11 protein-coding genes are annotated in these 14,886 nt (G+C 73.8%); 6 read left to right on the forward strand and 5 right to left on the reverse strand.

Translation table 11 applies throughout. The features are described from left to right. Positions 1–15: 15 nt before the first annotated feature. Complete coding sequence (locus FHX71_RS17705; RefSeq protein ID WP_312877101.1) at positions 16–1,623, reverse strand: FAD-binding oxidoreductase; 1,608 nt, start codon at positions 1,621–1,623, stop codon at positions 16–18. Between the two features lie 147 nt (positions 1,624–1,770). Between FHX71_RS17705 and FHX71_RS17710 the strand changes: the two genes are divergently transcribed. Beyond that, entirely contained in the window at positions 1,771–2,412 is a 642-nt protein-coding gene (locus FHX71_RS17710) for a TetR/AcrR family transcriptional regulator (RefSeq protein ID WP_182618862.1), read from the forward strand. A 65-nt stretch (positions 2,413–2,477) separates the two neighbouring features. After that, positions 2,478–4,058: a glycerol-3-phosphate dehydrogenase/oxidase gene (locus tag FHX71_RS17715; protein ID WP_182618863.1), complete on the forward strand. Its 1,581-nt coding sequence runs from the start codon at positions 2,478–2,480 to the stop codon at positions 4,056–4,058. A gap of 9 nt (positions 4,059–4,067) precedes the next feature. Here the strand turns inward: FHX71_RS17715 and FHX71_RS17720 are convergent, their stop codons facing one another. Both FHX71_RS17720 and FHX71_RS17725 read right to left on the reverse strand, forming a co-directional pair. Then, positions 4,068–4,868: a phosphatase PAP2 family protein gene (locus tag FHX71_RS17720; protein WP_182618864.1), complete on the reverse strand. Its 801-nt coding sequence runs from the start codon at positions 4,866–4,868 to the stop codon at positions 4,068–4,070. Between the two features lie 215 nt (positions 4,869–5,083). Continuing rightward, a complete protein-coding gene (locus tag FHX71_RS17725; RefSeq protein ID WP_182618865.1) occupies positions 5,084–6,115 on the reverse strand; it encodes a LacI family DNA-binding transcriptional regulator in 1,032 nt (343 codons plus the stop codon). A gap of 97 nt (positions 6,116–6,212) precedes the next feature. On the opposite strand from FHX71_RS17725, the gene FHX71_RS17730 reads away from it, so the two are divergent. The 4 genes from FHX71_RS17730 (at position 6,213) to FHX71_RS17745 (ending at position 11,487) form a co-directional block, all read left to right on the forward strand. Continuing rightward, the gene (locus FHX71_RS17730; protein ID WP_376770142.1) at positions 6,213–7,163 is read left to right on the forward strand and encodes a carbohydrate ABC transporter permease; all 951 of its coding nucleotides are present in this window, start codon (positions 6,213–6,215) and stop codon (positions 7,161–7,163) included. 3 nt (positions 7,164–7,166) lie between these two features. Further along, a complete protein-coding gene (locus tag FHX71_RS17735; RefSeq protein WP_182618867.1) occupies positions 7,167–8,093 on the forward strand; it encodes a carbohydrate ABC transporter permease in 927 nt (308 codons plus the stop codon). A 66-nt stretch (positions 8,094–8,159) separates the two neighbouring features. Then, entirely contained in the window at positions 8,160–9,500 is a 1,341-nt protein-coding gene (locus FHX71_RS17740; protein WP_182618868.1) for an ABC transporter substrate-binding protein, read from the forward strand. Positions 9,501–9,636: 136 nt separating this feature from the next. Continuing rightward, complete coding sequence (locus tag FHX71_RS17745; protein ID WP_182618869.1) at positions 9,637–11,487, forward strand: glycoside hydrolase family 35 protein; 1,851 nt, start codon at positions 9,637–9,639, stop codon at positions 11,485–11,487. A 452-nt stretch (positions 11,488–11,939) separates the two neighbouring features. Here FHX71_RS17745 and FHX71_RS17750 read toward each other — a convergent pair whose 3' ends face one another. Continuing rightward, entirely contained in the window at positions 11,940–13,319 is a 1,380-nt protein-coding gene (locus FHX71_RS17750; protein WP_182618870.1) for an amidohydrolase family protein, read from the reverse strand. Beyond that, positions 13,316–14,881, reverse strand: a complete 1,566-nt coding sequence (locus FHX71_RS17755) for a formimidoylglutamate deiminase (protein ID WP_182618871.1) — start codon at positions 14,879–14,881, stop codon at positions 13,316–13,318. Before FHX71_RS17755 ends, FHX71_RS17750 begins: the two co-directional genes overlap by 4 nt. Positions 14,882–14,886: the final 5 nt, after the last annotated feature.

Raw genomic sequence — 14,886 nt, forward strand, 5'->3', positions numbered from 1 at the left:
GAAGCTCGCGAGCCGTCATCCGAGGAGGGCGCCCGGGTTCATGATCCCGGCCGGGTCGAGCTCGGCCCGGACGGCCCGGAGCATGCGCAGGCCCGTCGCGCCGATCTCCTGCTCCAGCCACGGCGCGTGGTCGACGCCGACGCCGTGGTGGTGGCTGATCGTGCCGCCCGCCGCCATGATCGCGTCGTTGACCTGGGACTTGACCCGCTCCCACGGCTCCAGGGGCTCGACGCCGAGCCCCGCGATCACGGTGAAGTAGAGGGACGCGCCCGTCGGGTACACGTGCGAGACGTGGCACAGGATGCGGTGCTTCGCGCCCTCCCGGTCGAACCCGTCGGCGAGCGCCGCGGTGACGGCCGCCTTGAGCGCTGCCAGGTTCGACCAGGTCGTGGCGGTCTCCAGCGTCTCGCAGAAGACGCCGGCGGCGAGCAGCGCGTCGCGCAGGTACGGCGCCTTGAACCGCCCGTGGTCCCAGGACGCGGCGAGCTTCTCGGCGGCCGGCTTGCCGCCCGCCTCGCGCAGCACGCGCGTGGTCGCCTCGCGGCGCGCGGCGGCCAGGTCTGCGGGCCCCTCGTGCAGCACGACGGCGGAGCAGCCGCGGGTCAGCGCCTTGCCGATGTTGCCGACCTGGGCCAGGGAGACGGCGGTCTCCTCCTCGTCGGACAGGCGGAGCACCGTGGGCCCCGTGCCGACCTGGGCCACGCGGCGCAGGGCGTCGGCACCGGAGGTGAAGTCGCGGAAGGTCCAGGCGTCGAACAGGCGCGCCTCGGGCGTGGGGTGCACGCGCAGGCGCACCTCGGTGATCACGCCGAACGTGCCCTCCGAGCCGAGGAACCAGCGCACCAGGTCGGGCCCGGCCGCCGAGCCGGGCGCGCGGCCCAGGTCGAGCGTGCCCGTCGGGGTGACGACCCGCAGGCCCGTGACCATCGTGTCGAACCGCCCGTACCCGGCGGAGTTCTGGCCCGACGACCGCATCGCGGCGAACCCGCCGAGCGTCGCGAACTCGAAGCTCTGCGGGAAGTGCCCCAGCTCGAAGCCGCGCGCGCCGAGCGCGGCCTCGGCGGCGGGCGCCGTCGTGCCGGCGTGGAACGTCGCCTCCTGGGACTCCTCGTCGAGCGCGACCAGCCCTGTCAGCCGGCGCAGGTCGAGGCTGACCACGCCCCGGTGCGCCCCGGCGTCGGGGGCGAGGCCGCCGGTCACGGCGGTGCCGCCGCCGAACGGCACGACCGCCAGCCCGCGCTCGGTCGCGACGGCCAGCACCGCCGCGACGTCGTCCTCCGACCCGGGCAGCACGACGGCGCCCGGCGCCGCCTGCTCCGCCTGCCGACGCCGCAGCAGGTCCGGCGTCGACTTGCCGCCGGCGTGCAGCAGCCGCGCGTCGTGACCGGTCGCCACGTGCTCCGGGCCGACGACGGCGGCGAGCGCCGCGACGTCGTCGGCGGGCAGGGCCGGGGTGCTGATCGTGACGTCGGCGAGGTCCGGCCCGGGCGGGGGCGCCGGTGTGCGGCCCAGTACCGCCGTGAGCAGGAGCTTCACGCCGCCCGGCAGCCCGTGGGCGCGGGCCGGGTCGCCCCAGCCGTCCCACCGCATGTCGGTGCGCTCGTTCTCGGGCTGGGTGCTCACACGTCCTCCGGGTCGGGTCGTCGGGTGCGGTTGTCGGGTGCGGTCGTCGGTCCGGCGGGTCGCGTCGCGGGCGCCCGGCCGTCCGGTCGGCGTCGGACCAGGCCGGCGTTGGCCTCTTCGCGGCGCCGCGTTACAGTGTTACACAAGATGACAATTCGTAATGCAGGCCCGGACGGAATCACACCGGCCCCCGACGCCTTCGACACTGCCCCCGGCGGCTCCTCCGAGTCTGCCGACCGCACCGAGGCGCGCCTCCTGGAGGCCGCGTCCCGGCTCGTCGCCACGCGCGGCACCCGCGGCCTGTCCGTCACGGAGCTGGCCCGCGCGGCCGGCGTCTCGCGGCCCACGGTCTACCGCCGCTGGGAGTCCGCCGACGACGTGCTGCGCGCCCTGCTCGCGCACCGCGCCCAGCTCGTGATCACCGCCGTGGGCCCGCGGGCCGCCGACCGCGCGACGATCGTCGCCAAGGTGGTCCGGTTCGGCGACCTGCTGCGCGCCGACCCGGTGTTCGGGCGCCTGCTGACCGACGAGCCCGAGGTCTTCACGCGGTACGCGTTCGAGCGGATCGGCCGGTCGCAGCGCGTGATCCTGGAGTGGCTCGCCGCCGCGATCGGCGCCGCCCAGCAGGGCGGCACGGTCCGCGCCGGTTCCGCCACGGACCTCGCGGTCATGGTGCTGCTCATCTCCCAGTCCGCGGTGCTCTCCCAGCGCACCGTCACCACCGTGATCGACGACGACGCCCTGCGGGCCGAGCTCGCGCACGCCCTGGACGGTTACCTCCGCCCCTGACCAGGACGCCGCACCCCGGCGTCCGCCACCCCCGCCACCAGGACCCCGACCCGGAAGCAGGACCGATGCAGCGCACCGCCCTCACCGCCCGGCGCCGCGCGCGCGAGCTCGACGAGCTCGCCGCCGAGCCGGTGGACCTGCTGGTGGTCGGCGGCGGCGTGACCGGCGTCGGCGTGGCCCTGGACGCCGCGGCGCGCGGCCTGTCCGTCGCCCTGGTCGAGGCGCACGACCTCGCCTGGGGCACCTCGCGGTGGAGCTCCAAGCTGGCGCACGGCGGCCTGCGGTACCTCGCCACGGGCGACGTCGGTGTGGCCCGCGAGAGCGCCCGCGAGCGGCACGTGCTGATGACGCGCACCGCCCCGCACCTGGTCCGGGCGCTGCCGCAGGTGCTGCCGCTCACCTCGGGCGTCGGGCCGCGGCAGGGCATCACCGCGGGCATCGGGTTCGGGCTCGGCGACCTCCTGCGGCGCGACGCCGGGACGTCGTCGGACGTGCTGCCCGCACCGCGCCTGGCCCGGCCGGGCGAGGCCGCCCGGCTCGTGCCGGCGGTCGCCCGCGAGCACCTGCACGGGGCGTGGGTGGCGCACGACGGCCAGCTCGTCGACGACGCGCGGCTCGTCGTCGCCCTGGCCCGCACCGCCGCGGGGCGCGGGGCGAAGATCCTCACCCGCGTCCGGGCGACGGACCTGCGCGCCGACGGCGCCACGCTCCAGGACACGCTGACCGGCGCCACCCTGACGGCGCGCGCCCGCGTGGTCGTGAACGCGACCGGCGTCTGGGCCGGGACGGTGGACCCGTCCGTGCGGCTGCGGCCGAGCCGCGGCACCCACGTCGTCGTGCCCGCCGCCCGGCTGGGCTCGCCGGCGGGCGCACTCATGGTGCCGGTACCCGGCTCCGGCTCGCGGTTCGTGTTCGCGCTGCCGGCCCAGCTCGGCCGCGTCATCATCGGCCTCACCGACGAGGAGGCGCCCGGCCCCGTCCCCGACGTGCCCGTGCCCACGCCGTCCGAGATCGACTTCCTGCTGACCACGGTCTCGCGCGTGCTGGACCGCCCCCTGCTGCCCGACGACGTCGTGGGCGCCTTCGCGGGGCTGCGGCCCCTCGTGGACCGAGCCGGGCCGGACGACGGCGCGGGGCCGGGTTCCGCCGACCTCTCCCGCAGGCACCTGGTGGAGGTGTCGCCGTCGACGGGCGCGGTCAACGTGCTGGGCGGCAAGCTGACGACCTACCGGAGCATGGCGGAGGACGCCGTCGACCTGGCCGTCAAGTACGCCGGCCTCACCGCGGGCCCGTGCTGGACGACGAACCTGCCGCTCGTCGGTGCGAACCCGCTGGTCGAGCCCGTCGAGACCCGGGCCGAGGCCCTCACCCCCGCCCTCGTCGCCCGCTACGGCGCGGAGGCGGAACAGGTGCTGGCCGCGGCGACCCTGCCGGGTGCGGAGTCCGCCGTCGGGCAGGGCATCGCGGGCACCGAACATCTGGACGTCACGCGGGCCGAGGTCGAGTGGGCGGTCACGCACGAGGGCGCGCTCGACGCCGACGACGTCCTGGACCGCCGCACCCGCATCGGCCTGGTCCCGGCGGACCGGGCCGCGGTACGCGACGTCGTCGAGGAGCTGGTCGGGGCCGCCCTGGCGCGCCTCTAGGAGGCGGCTCTAGGAGGCTTCGGGAGAGGGCGCGGGCGACGCGGGCGGCGTCGGGGCGGGTTCTCGTTCCCGGCCCGGCGCGCGCAGCACCGACAGCGCCACCATGCAGGCGATGAACCCGAGCAGCCAGCCGCCCGGGATGTCGCTCAGCCAGTGGTAGTCCAGCCAGGACATGAGGGCGCCCGCGATCATCACGATGACAGCGACCACGGGGATCATCGTGCGCAGCCGGGACACGCTCGGGTACAGCCCGTGCTGGGTGAACAGCAGACACAGGATGAAGAAGCCGGTAAAGAACGTGTTCGCCGCATGACCCGACGGGAACGCCTGGCCACCGGCGTGCAGCACGTCCATGTTGTGGTGCGGGCCCGTACGGCCCAGGCCGAACTTGGTGCCATAGCCGATCAGCGCGATGGTCGCGAGGCCCGCCAGGACGGCGAGCACCGGGCGGCGCGTGCAGATGTCCCAGAGCGAGCCGGGGCCGCCCTGCTTGCGGGCCACGTAGAGGGCGGTGCCACCCACCATCGGGATGGTGAACATGCGCTCGCCCGTGACGCTGGCGACGATGTCGAGGAAGGCCTTCTCCCACCCGACGGGGTGGTGCGAGTCCACGTAGTAGTGGAACTGCCAGTCCCACGCGATGAACGGTCCGCGGACGATCACCTGCCAGATGAGGAAGGCGAAGACCAGCACGCCGATGACGGCGGCGACCGCGGAGCTGCGCCAGGTGGGACGGGTCGACGGGTCGAGCAGAGCCCCTGTCGATTGTGACTCCACGCGGGTACCACCCCTGCCGTCTGATTGCGCCATCGAGCCGATCCTACGGGTCCCGGGGTGAATGTTCGGTACCGTAAATGTGTCCGGCAGGCGCTGCGGGTAACGATCTCGGCACGCTCTCACCGGCTCAGGGCCGACCGTATACCGTCCGCCTGGGACAAGGCCCCGGGCCGGGCCCGCGAGGCCCGGCGACGGTGCCCCGGAAGGTGCGCGAGATCACCCCGATGTTCACCCGCCGGCCCGGGGGGTCAGCCCCGCGGCGGCGCCGTGCTCTCCCGGACCTCGAGCTCCACGGGGACCACCTCGTGCAGGTCCCCGGCACCCGCCTTGGCCGGGCCCCCGCCCGCCCGGACCTCCTGCAGCAGCCGGGCCACGAGGCGGCGGCCGATCTCTCCGAAGTCCTGCACCACGGTGGTCAGCGGCGGCCAGAGGTACTCGGCGAGCAGGATGTCGTCGAACCCCACCACGGACACGTCGCCGGGCACCTCGCGCCCGGCCTCGTGCAGGGCCCGCAGCACCCCGGCGGCCATCTCGTCGTTGGCGCAGAACACGGCGGTGACCTCGGGGTCCGCGGCGAGCCGCCGTCCGGCGTCGTACCCGGACCCGGCCGTCCAGTCCCCCGGAACGATCTCGGGGACGGGACGCCCGGCCGCCACCAGCGTGTCCCGCCACGACTCGGCCCGCAGCTGCGCGGGCGCCGAGCCGGCCGGGCCCCGGACGTGGTGCACGGTGCGGTGCCCCAGGTCCAGGAGGTGCTGGGTGGCGCGGCGGGCGCCGTCGACCTGGTCTGCGCCGACGGCGGGGTGGTGGCCCACGAACCGCGAGTCGGAGACCACGACGGGCAGGTGGGGCGGCAGCGCGAGCGAGTCGGGCGTGACGGTCTCGGCGCGCACGATCACCAGCCCGTCGATGGCCTGGTGGGAGAGCCGGGTCGCCGCGGCGGCCACGACGTCGGACGACGGGTTCTCGACGTCGATCAGCGTGACCGTGTAGCCCTCGTTGCGCGCCGCCTCGACGACCGCCTCGATGGTGCGGGACTCGCCGGTCCGGGCGAGCCCGTGGGCGATCATCCCGATGGTCCTGAAGCTCCCGTACCGCAGGGCGCGCGCCGCCGTGTTGGGCGCGTAGCCGAGCTGCGCCATCGCGGCGAGCACCTTGTCCCGCGTCGCGGGACGCACGTTGTCGAGTCCCATCGACACACGGGAAACGGTCTGGGTCGACACACCGGCCAGCACCGCGACGTCCCCCAGGGACGGACCTCTGCCCTCCACGGCATCCACCTCCTCGTGATGTGCCTCGCACCGGTGCGCGCTTGACACCTCCGGCAACTCACGAGCACCCTAGTCCGCGTCACCATGTTGACGTCAACACGACGCCATGCTGACCCCACTCGTGAAGGAGCGACTTCCCTTGACCACGCTCGCATCGCCGCCGGCCGTGCCCAAGACCCTGGGGCGTGCCCGACGCCGCTCCCGCTGGACAGGCTGGGGCTTCGTCGGCCCCTTCATGGCCGTGTTCGCCCTGGTCTTCCTCGCACCGATCGTCTACTCGCTCTGGCTGAGCATGTTCCAGACGCAGCTCGTGGGCGGCACCTCGTTCGTAGGGTTCGACAACTACGCCCGGGTGCTCACCGACCCCCAGTTCTGGGACGGCGCGGGCCGCGTGACGCTGTTCCTGCTGGTCCAGGTGCCGGTGATGCTCGGCATCTCGCTGCTCGTCGCCCTCGCGATCGACAGCGGCCGGCTGTACGGGCGTGACTTCTTCCGCCTGACGATCTTCCTGCCGTACGCCGTGCCCGGTGTGGTCGCGGCGCTCATGTGGGGCTTCATGTACGGCGAGCGCTTCGGCCTGGTCGGCAACGTCAACGACCTGTTCGGCACGAGCATCCCCGACCCGCTGGCGTCCGCGCTGGTACTCCCCGCGATCGGCAACATCGTGACCTGGGAGTTCGTGGGCTACAACATGCTGATCTTCTACTCGGCGCTGCGCGTGGTGCCCACCTCGCTGTACGAGGCCGCCGAGATCGACGGCGCCGGCCCGTGGCGGGTGATCTCCGCGATCAAGCTGCCCGCCATCCGCGGCGCCCTCGTGGTCGCGACCATCTTCTCGATCATCGGCTCGTTCCAGCTCTTCAACGAGCCGAGCATCCTGCAGCCGCTGTCGCCCAACTACATCTCGACGCACTACACCCCGAACCTGTACGCCTACTCGCTGTCCTTCTCCGGCCAGCAGTACAACTACTCGGCCACGGTGGCGATCATCATGGGCGTGCTCACGATGCTCGTGGCCTACGTGGTGCAGCTGCGCGGCATGCGCAAGGAGGCCTGAGCCATGACGAACGTCCTGATGACCGCGCCCACCGTGCGCCCCCGCAAGTCCCCTCCGCGCCTGCGCAACCGCCGCACCTCGCACGCCCGGCCCACGCGCAGCATCCTGCTGACGGTGCTCACGGCCCTGATCGGCCTGTACGCGCTGATCCCGCTGGTGTGGCTGCTGATCAACGCGACCAAGACGCAGCCCGACCTGTTCAGCTCGTTCGGCCTGTGGTTCAGCGGCGACTTCGCCCTGTGGGACAACATCGTCGGCGTCCTGACCTACGACGGCGGCGTCTTCGGGCGCTGGTTCCTCAACACGCTGCTCTACGTGGTGGTCGGCGCGGGCGGTGCCACGCTGCTGGCCCTGCTCGGCGGCTACGGCCTGGCGAAGTTCAACTTCCCCGGCAAGCGCGCCGTGTTCGCCGTCGTCATCGGTGCCGTGGCCGTGCCCGGCACCGCCCTGGCGGTGCCCACGTTCCTCATGTTCGCCAACCTGGGCCTGACCAACACGCCCTGGTCCGTGATCATCCCGTCGCTCATCTCGCCGTTCGGGCTCTACCTCATGTGGACCTTCGCGGCCGACGCCGTGCCCGACGAGATCATGGAAGCCGCCCGGATCGACGGCGCCAGCGAGGCGCGCACCTTCTTCCAGGTGTGCCTGCCGATGATGGCGCCCGGCATCGTCACGGTGCTGCTGTTCACCGTGGTGGCGACGTGGAACAACTACTTCCTGCCGCTGATCATGCTGCGCGACCCGGACTGGTACCCGCTGACCCTGGGCCTGAACGCGTGGAACGCGCAGGCGACCACGGCCGGCGGCGAGGCGATCTTCAACCTCGTCATCGCCGGCTCCCTCCTGACCATCCTGCCGCTCATCGTGGCTTTCCTGCTCCTGCAGCGCTACTGGCAGTCGGGTCTCGCCGCCGGCAGCGTCAAGGAGTGAGCACCCCCAGCACGACGGCACTGCCAGAGACCTGATCCGACTGACGATGAAGTGAGAGGAACCACCATGACCATCCGCCACCACCGCGCCGTGGGCGCGCTCGCCGCGGCGAGCGCCCTGGCGCTCACCCTGACCGCTTGCGGTTCGGGGTCCGACGGCGGCGACGCCGCGGAGACCGTCTCCCCCGAGGACGTGTCCGCGGCTCTCGAGGAGGGCGGCGACCTGCTGGTCTGGGCGTGGGAGCCCACGCTGGACCAGGTCGTGAAGGACTTCGAGGCCGAGTACCCGAACGTGAACGTCGAGCTGGCGAACGTCGGTACCGGCAACGACCACTACGTGGCCCTGCAGAACGCGATCAGCGCGGGCTCGGGCGTGCCCGACGTCTCCCAGATGGAGTACTACGCCCTGCCGCAGTTCTCCATCGGCGAGTCGCTGGCCGACCTCGCGCCCTTCGGCGCGAGCGAGCTCGACAGCACCTACTCCCCCGGCCCGTGGGGCGCGGTGACCAGCGGTGAGGCCGTGTACGGCCTGCCCATGGACTCCGGCCCGATGGCGCTGTTCTACAACGCGAAGACGTTCGAGGAAGCCGGCGTCGAGGTGCCGGCCACGTGGGACGAGTTCGCCGACGCCGCCAAGAAGATCAACGAGTCCGACCCGAACGCGTACATCACCGCCGACAACGGCGACGCCGGTTTCGCGACGTCGATGATCTGGCAGGCCGGCGGCCACCCCTTCGCGGTGGACGGCACGGACGTGACCGTGGACCTCGGCGACGAGGGCTCGGCCAGGTTCGCCGAGATGTGGCAGGGGCTGCTCGACGACGACCTCGTCGCCAACGTCCCGGCCTGGTCCGACGAGTGGTTCCAGGGCCTGGGCAGCGGCGAGATCGCCGCGCTGGTGACGGGCGCCTGGATGCCCGCGAACCTGGAGTCGGGCGCCGCCCCGGCGTCGGGCGACTGGCGCGTCGCGCCCATGCCGCAGTGGACCGAGGGCGAGAACGCGACGGCCGAGAACGGCGGCTCCGCGCTGTCGATCACCGAGGCGAGCGACAAGAAGGCGCTGGCCTACGGGTTCCTCGAGTACGCGAACGCCGGTGACGGCGTCGCGACCCGCCTGGAGGGCGGCAACTTCCCGGCGACGCTCGCCGACCTGAACGACGAGGCGTTCCTCGCCGAGGAGTCCGAGTACTTCGGCGGGCAGAAGATCAACGAGGTGCTCTCGGCGTCGGCCACCGGCGTGGTCCCGGGCTGGCAGTACCTGCCGTACCAGGTCTACGCGAACAGCGTGTTCCCCGACACCGCGGGCCAGGCCTACACCGGCTCGACGTCGCTCGCGGACGGTCTGGGCGCCTGGCAGGAGTCGATCGTCAAGTACGGCAACGAGCAGGGCTTCACCGTCGGCGAGTGAGCCGCGGCTGAGCTGCTGACCGGTACGACGGCGGGGGGGCCTTCCCCCGCCGTCGTCCCATGTCCCCACCCACTTCCCTACCCACGTCCCACGCCTCGTGCCTCTGCCGCACGGCCCACCCCCTGAGGAACACCACATGCCGACGTTCGAGATCGGACCCGAGGACTTTCTGCTCGACGGCGAGCGGATGCAGGTCGTCAGCGGAGCGCTGCACTACTTCCGCGTGCACCCCGACCAGTGGGCCGACCGGATCCGCAAGGCCCGGCTCATGGGCCTGAACACCATCGAGACGTACGTGCCGTGGAACTTCCACGCGCCCGAGCCGGACACGTTCGACCTGACCGGGCGGCGCGACCTCGGCCGGTTCCTGGACCTGGTGGCCGCCGAGGGGCTGCACGCGATCGTGCGCCCGGGGCCCTACATCTGCGCGGAGTGGGACGGCGGCGGGCTGCCCGGCTGGCTGTTCGCCGACCCCGCCGTCGGCGTGCGGCGGCACGAGCCGCGGTTCCTCGCCGCGATCGGCACGTACTTCGCGAACCTGCTGCCCCTGGTGGCCGAGCGCCAGGTGACGCGCGGCGGCCCCGTGCTCATGGTGCAGGTGGAGAACGAGTACGGCGCCTACGGGGACGACCCGCTGCCCGAGCGGCAGAAGTACCTGCGCGCGCTCGTGGACCTGACGCGGGAGCAGGGCATCGACGTGCCGCTGTTCACCTGCGACCAGGCCGACGACGAGATGCTCGCCCGCGGCGGCCTGCCCGAGCTGCACAAGACGGCGACGTTCGGCTCGCGCAGCAAGGAGCGGCTGGAGATCCTGCGCCGGCACCAGCCCAAGGGCCCGCTGATGTGCATGGAGTTCTGGAACGGCTGGTTCGACTCGTGGGGGCTGGAGCACCACCTCGCGCCCGCCGAGGCGAACGCCGCCGACCTGGACGACCTGCTCGCGGCGGGCGGCTCCGTGAACCTCTACATGTTCCACGGCGGCACCAACTTCGGGCTGACCAGCGGCGCCAACGACAAGGGCATCTACCGGCCCATCACGACGTCGTACGACTACGACGCGCCGCTCGCCGAAGACGGCACGCCGACCGCCAAGTACCACGCGATGCGCGAGGTGATCGCGCGGCATCTTCCGGTGGCGGAGGATGTTCCTGCTGGTCTTGCTGCTCTTGGGGGCGGGGGTGCTGGTGACGGCGGGGGTGCTGGTGCGCCGGCGTCACCCGTGCTCGACGTCGACCTGTCCGCCCACGTGGTGCCGCTGGCCCACGCACTGCCGAGCCTGCTCCGCGAGGACCTGCGCGCGTTCACGTCGACGCCCACGACCGACGACCTGCGGCAGTGGTCGGGCTTCTCCGTCTACCGCACCCGCATCCGGCCCGACGACGCCGTCCTGACCGTCGCCGAGGTGCGCGACCGCGCCGTCGTCCTGTTCGACGACGAGCAGATCGGCGTGCTCGACCGCGGCTCGCACACCTTCGCCGTCCCGCTGCCCGCCGCCGCGGGCGACCTCACGCTGCTGGTCGAGGACCAGGGCCGGGTCAACTACGGCCGGCGGATCGGCGAGCCCAAGGGCCTCATCGGGCCGGTGCGGACCGCGGTGCGCACCATCGACGAGTGGGAGGCGGGCGCCCTGCTCGTCGAGGACGCGCCGGAGCTGCTCCGCGCCGCCCTCGACGCGCCGGGTCGTGCGCTACCGGTCGCGGACCGCGGTCTGCGGCCGGTCGGCGCCGGCCTGTACCGCGCGACGTTCGACTCGGTCGGCGGCGCCGACCACTTCCTGCGGCTCGACGGCTGGACCAAGGGCCTGGCCTGGGTCAACGGCGAGCTGCTCGGCCGGTACTGGAGCCTCGGGCCCACGCACACGCTGTACGTCCCGGGCCCGCTGGTGCGCGAGTCGGGCAACGAGCTGGTGCTCCTGGAGCTCCACGGCGCGGCAACGGCGAGGGCGCGTTTCGTCGCCGCCCCGGACCTGGGCATCACGGAACAGTAGCCGGAGGCGGCGCCGGCTGTCGTGATGCCGGCCGTCGTCGTCACCGGCCCGTGGCCGACCGGTGCGTCGTCAACCGTCGTCGTCGTCGGCTGTCGCCGCCGACCGCCGTCGTCGAACGTAGGGTTGGTCGCTCTAAGAGCCCTCTTAGAGCGACCAACCCTACGTTCAGTTGTAGGCCCACCCGGTGCCGCCCGGGGACGTCGGCGACCGACCCGAGCGGTGCCGCCCGGGCCGACGTCGACCGATCCCCCGCGGGGGACATCTCCTTTGAGACCTAAGTTTCTTCGCTTTCGAGCCCGCCAAAGCGAAGAAACTTAGGTCTCGAAGGTGAGTGCCGCTGCGGGCAGGTCGGACAAGTCAGGTACGTCGGGCAGCTTGGGTCGGACGGTCAGCTGGTCGGTGCGCTGGGCGGTCAGTCGGACGGTCAGGGGGCGGCCGGGCTCGCGGGCTCGTCAGACGGCGCGGGTGCCCGACTGCCAGACCTGGTGGATCAACGGGACGCCCGGGCGGTAGGACAGGTAGGTGTGGCTGGGGGCGTCGAGGACGGTCAGGTCGGCGCGGGCACCGATCCCCAGGTGCCCGACGTCGTCCCGGCGGAGCGCCGCCGCCCCGCCCGCCGTCGCCGACCAGAGCGCCTCCGCGGGACTCATGCGCATCTCGCGCACCGCGAGCGCCACCACGAACGGCATGGACGACGAGTAGCCCGAGCCGGGGTTGCAGTCCGTGGCCAGCGCGACCGGCACGCCCGCGGCGAGCAGCCGGCGGGCGTCGGGGTACGGCGACCGCGTCGAGAACTCGACGGCGGGCAGCAGGGTCGCGACCGTCCCGAGCCCGGCACCAGGCCCGACGTCGAAACGCCGCACATCCCCAGATCCGACGTCGGCAGGCTGTCCAACACCAGGCCTTACGTCGGCGGGGCGCCCGTGCCCAGCCTCGGCGTCGGCGAGGCGCACCGCTTCGGGAGCGAAGCCGCGGGAGGCGGCGCCGCTCCAGGAGGCCGCCAGGGCGTCGACGTCGGCGTCGGTCAGGTGGGTGCAGTGGTCCACGCTCGCCGCACCGACCTCGACCGCGAGCCGCACGCCGGGGCCGGCCGCGAGCTGGTTGCCGTGCACGCGGGCGCCGAGCCCCGCCCGGAGGCCGGCGAGCAGGACGGCGCGGGACTCGTCCTCGTCGAAGGCCGTGGGTGCAGCGGGCTCGCAGAACACGTCGACCCAGCGGGCGTGCGGCGCGCACGCGGCGAGCATCGGGCCGGTGACGAGGTCGATGTAGCCGGCTCGGTCGTCGGCGTACTCGGCCGGGACGGTGTGGGCGCCGAGGTACGTCGTCTCGGGCGTGAGCTCGCGGGCGATCCGGAGCGTGCGGGCCTCGGTGGCGATGTCCTGGCCGTAGCCGCTCTTGATCTCGACGGTCGTGGTGCCCTGCGCGAGCATCTCGCGCACCAGCGCCCGGCCGCGCGCCCGCAGGTCGTCCTCGCTCGCGGCGCGCGTGGCGGCGACCGTCGTCGCGATGCCGCCGCCCGTGTAGGGCTCGCCGGTCATGCGGGCGGCGAACTCGGCGGCGCGGTCGCCCGCGAAGACGGTGTGCGAGTGCGAGTCCACGAACCCGGGCAGGACGCAGCGCCCCGCGAGGTCGACGACGTCGTCAGCCGCCGGTGCCGACGACGCCGGCCCCGTCCAGGCGATCCGGCCCTCCTCGATCACGACGGCGGCGTCGGGCACGATGCCGATCCCGTCCGGGGCGAACCCCTCGCCGCCCGCGAGGCCCGGCCCCGACCCGCCGTGCGCCGGGTCGTTGGTGACCAGCTCGCCGATGTTCGTCAGCAGCACGCTCATGCGTCGCTCCCCCTCGTGATGTCCTGTGCGGCCGCGGGTCGGGCCGTGGTCTGGCCGACGACGGCGTCCTGACCGGCGGCAGGCAGCCCCGCGCGTTGGCCGACTGCGGGCAGCCCGGCAGCCTTGCCGACGACGGCGGTCTGGCCGGCCGCCGCCCAGAGCTCCTCGATCGCCTCGACGAGCATGCGGGCGACGTCGCCGGCCCGGTGCACACCGTCGCGCACCACGAGGTCGCCGCCCGCGACGACGTCGGACACGTCGGCCGCGCCCGCGACCAGCACGACCTGGGCGGGGTCGGTCCCGGCGGTGCGGGCCGTGTCGAGGCGTACCGCGACCAGGTCGGCGGGGGCGCCCACGGCGATCCGTCCGGCGTCGGGGCGGCCGAGCGCGGCGTGCCCGGCCGACGTCGCGATCTCGACGAGGGTCGCCGGGGCGAACGCGCCGCGCCGTCCGGACGCGAGCCGCTCGTGCTCCTCGACGCCGCGCGCCTCCGCGAGCACGTCGGCGGTGACGTGCTGGTCCGTGCCGACCGACAGCGGGGACCCCGCGCGCGCCAGCCGCAGTCCCGGGGCGATGCCGTCGGCGAGGTCGCGCTCCGTCGTCGGGCAGAGGCAGACGCCCGTGCCCGAGGTACCGAGCAGCGCGACGTCGTCGCCGGTCAGGTGCACGGCGTGGACGGCGGTGGTGCCGGGGCCGAGCGCGCCGGCGTCGTGCAGGAGCCGGGTCGGGGTGACGCCGAGGGCCGCGAGCGCCGCCTCGTTCTCGCCCGGCTGCTCGGACAGGTGGACGTGCAGGGGCGCGCCCGCCGCCCGGGCCCAGCGGGCGACGGCGGCGAGCTCGTCCGAGGCGACGGCGCGCACCGAGTGGGCGGCGGCGCCGACGAGCGCGCGGTCGTCGTCGGCCCAGGCGGTGCGCAGCGCGTCCACACGCGCTGCCCACCGCTCGACCGAGCCGTCGCCGAACCGGGCCTGCTCCGGCGCGAGGGGCTCGTACCCGGCGGGGCCCAGGCCGCCGTGCAGGTAGCAGGTGTCGAGCAGCGTGAGGTGCACGCCCGCGTCCCGGGCGGCGGAGCGGAGGGCCTCGGCCATGGCGTTCGGGCCGCCGTCGGCCGCGGGGTACGGCGTGCCGTCGGGGCGGTGGTGCACGTAGTGGAACTCGCCGACGGCGGTGGTCCCGCCCAGCGACATCTCGGCGAAGACGGCGCGGGCCAGCCGCTCGTACCGCTCCGGCGTCAGGGCCGCTGCGAGCGCGTACATTCCGTCCCGCCAGGTCCAGAAGGATCCGCCGTCGGCATGGGTACGGCCGCGCAGGGCGCGGTGGAACGCGTGCGAGTGCGCGTTGGCGAGCCCCGGGAGCACGACGCCGCGCAGGCGCACATCGCCGTCCGACGCCGGGACCCCGGGCTCGACGGCGACGATCCGTCCGCCGTCGGTCACGACCCGCACGGACTCGACGACTCCGCCGGGGGCTGGCCCGTCGTCGGCCTGGGTCGATCCGCTGACAGACCTGCCGGTGCCGCCGACTCCCGGCAGCCAGGCCCGCTCGCACCAGAAGCCGCTCATGACTC

This window comes from Promicromonospora sukumoe, from assembly GCF_014137995.1.
GTDB classification, from domain to species: domain Bacteria; phylum Actinomycetota; class Actinomycetes; order Actinomycetales; family Cellulomonadaceae; genus Promicromonospora; species Promicromonospora sukumoe.

Coding starts and splice junctions, on each gene's coding strand:
- FHX71_RS17710 (WP_182618862.1), top strand. CDS start 1,771: ATGACAATTCGTAATGCAGGCCCGGACGGAATCACACCGGCCCCCGAC.
- FHX71_RS17715 (WP_182618863.1), top strand. CDS start 2,478: ATGCAGCGCACCGCCCTCACCGCCCGGCGCCGCGCGCGCGAGCTCGAC.
- FHX71_RS17720 (WP_182618864.1), bottom strand. CDS start 4,868: ATGGCGCAATCAGACGGCAGGGGTGGTACCCGCGTGGAGTCACAATCG.
- FHX71_RS17730 (WP_376770142.1), top strand. CDS start 6,213: ATGCTGACCCCACTCGTGAAGGAGCGACTTCCCTTGACCACGCTCGCA.
- FHX71_RS17735 (WP_182618867.1), top strand. CDS start 7,167: ATGACGAACGTCCTGATGACCGCGCCCACCGTGCGCCCCCGCAAGTCC.
- FHX71_RS17740 (WP_182618868.1), top strand. CDS start 8,160: ATGACCATCCGCCACCACCGCGCCGTGGGCGCGCTCGCCGCGGCGAGC.
- FHX71_RS17745 (WP_182618869.1), top strand. CDS start 9,637: ATGCCGACGTTCGAGATCGGACCCGAGGACTTTCTGCTCGACGGCGAG.
- FHX71_RS17750 (WP_182618870.1), bottom strand. CDS start 13,319: ATGAGCGTGCTGCTGACGAACATCGGCGAGCTGGTCACCAACGACCCG.
- FHX71_RS17755 (WP_182618871.1), bottom strand. CDS start 14,881: ATGAGCGGCTTCTGGTGCGAGCGGGCCTGGCTGCCGGGAGTCGGCGGC.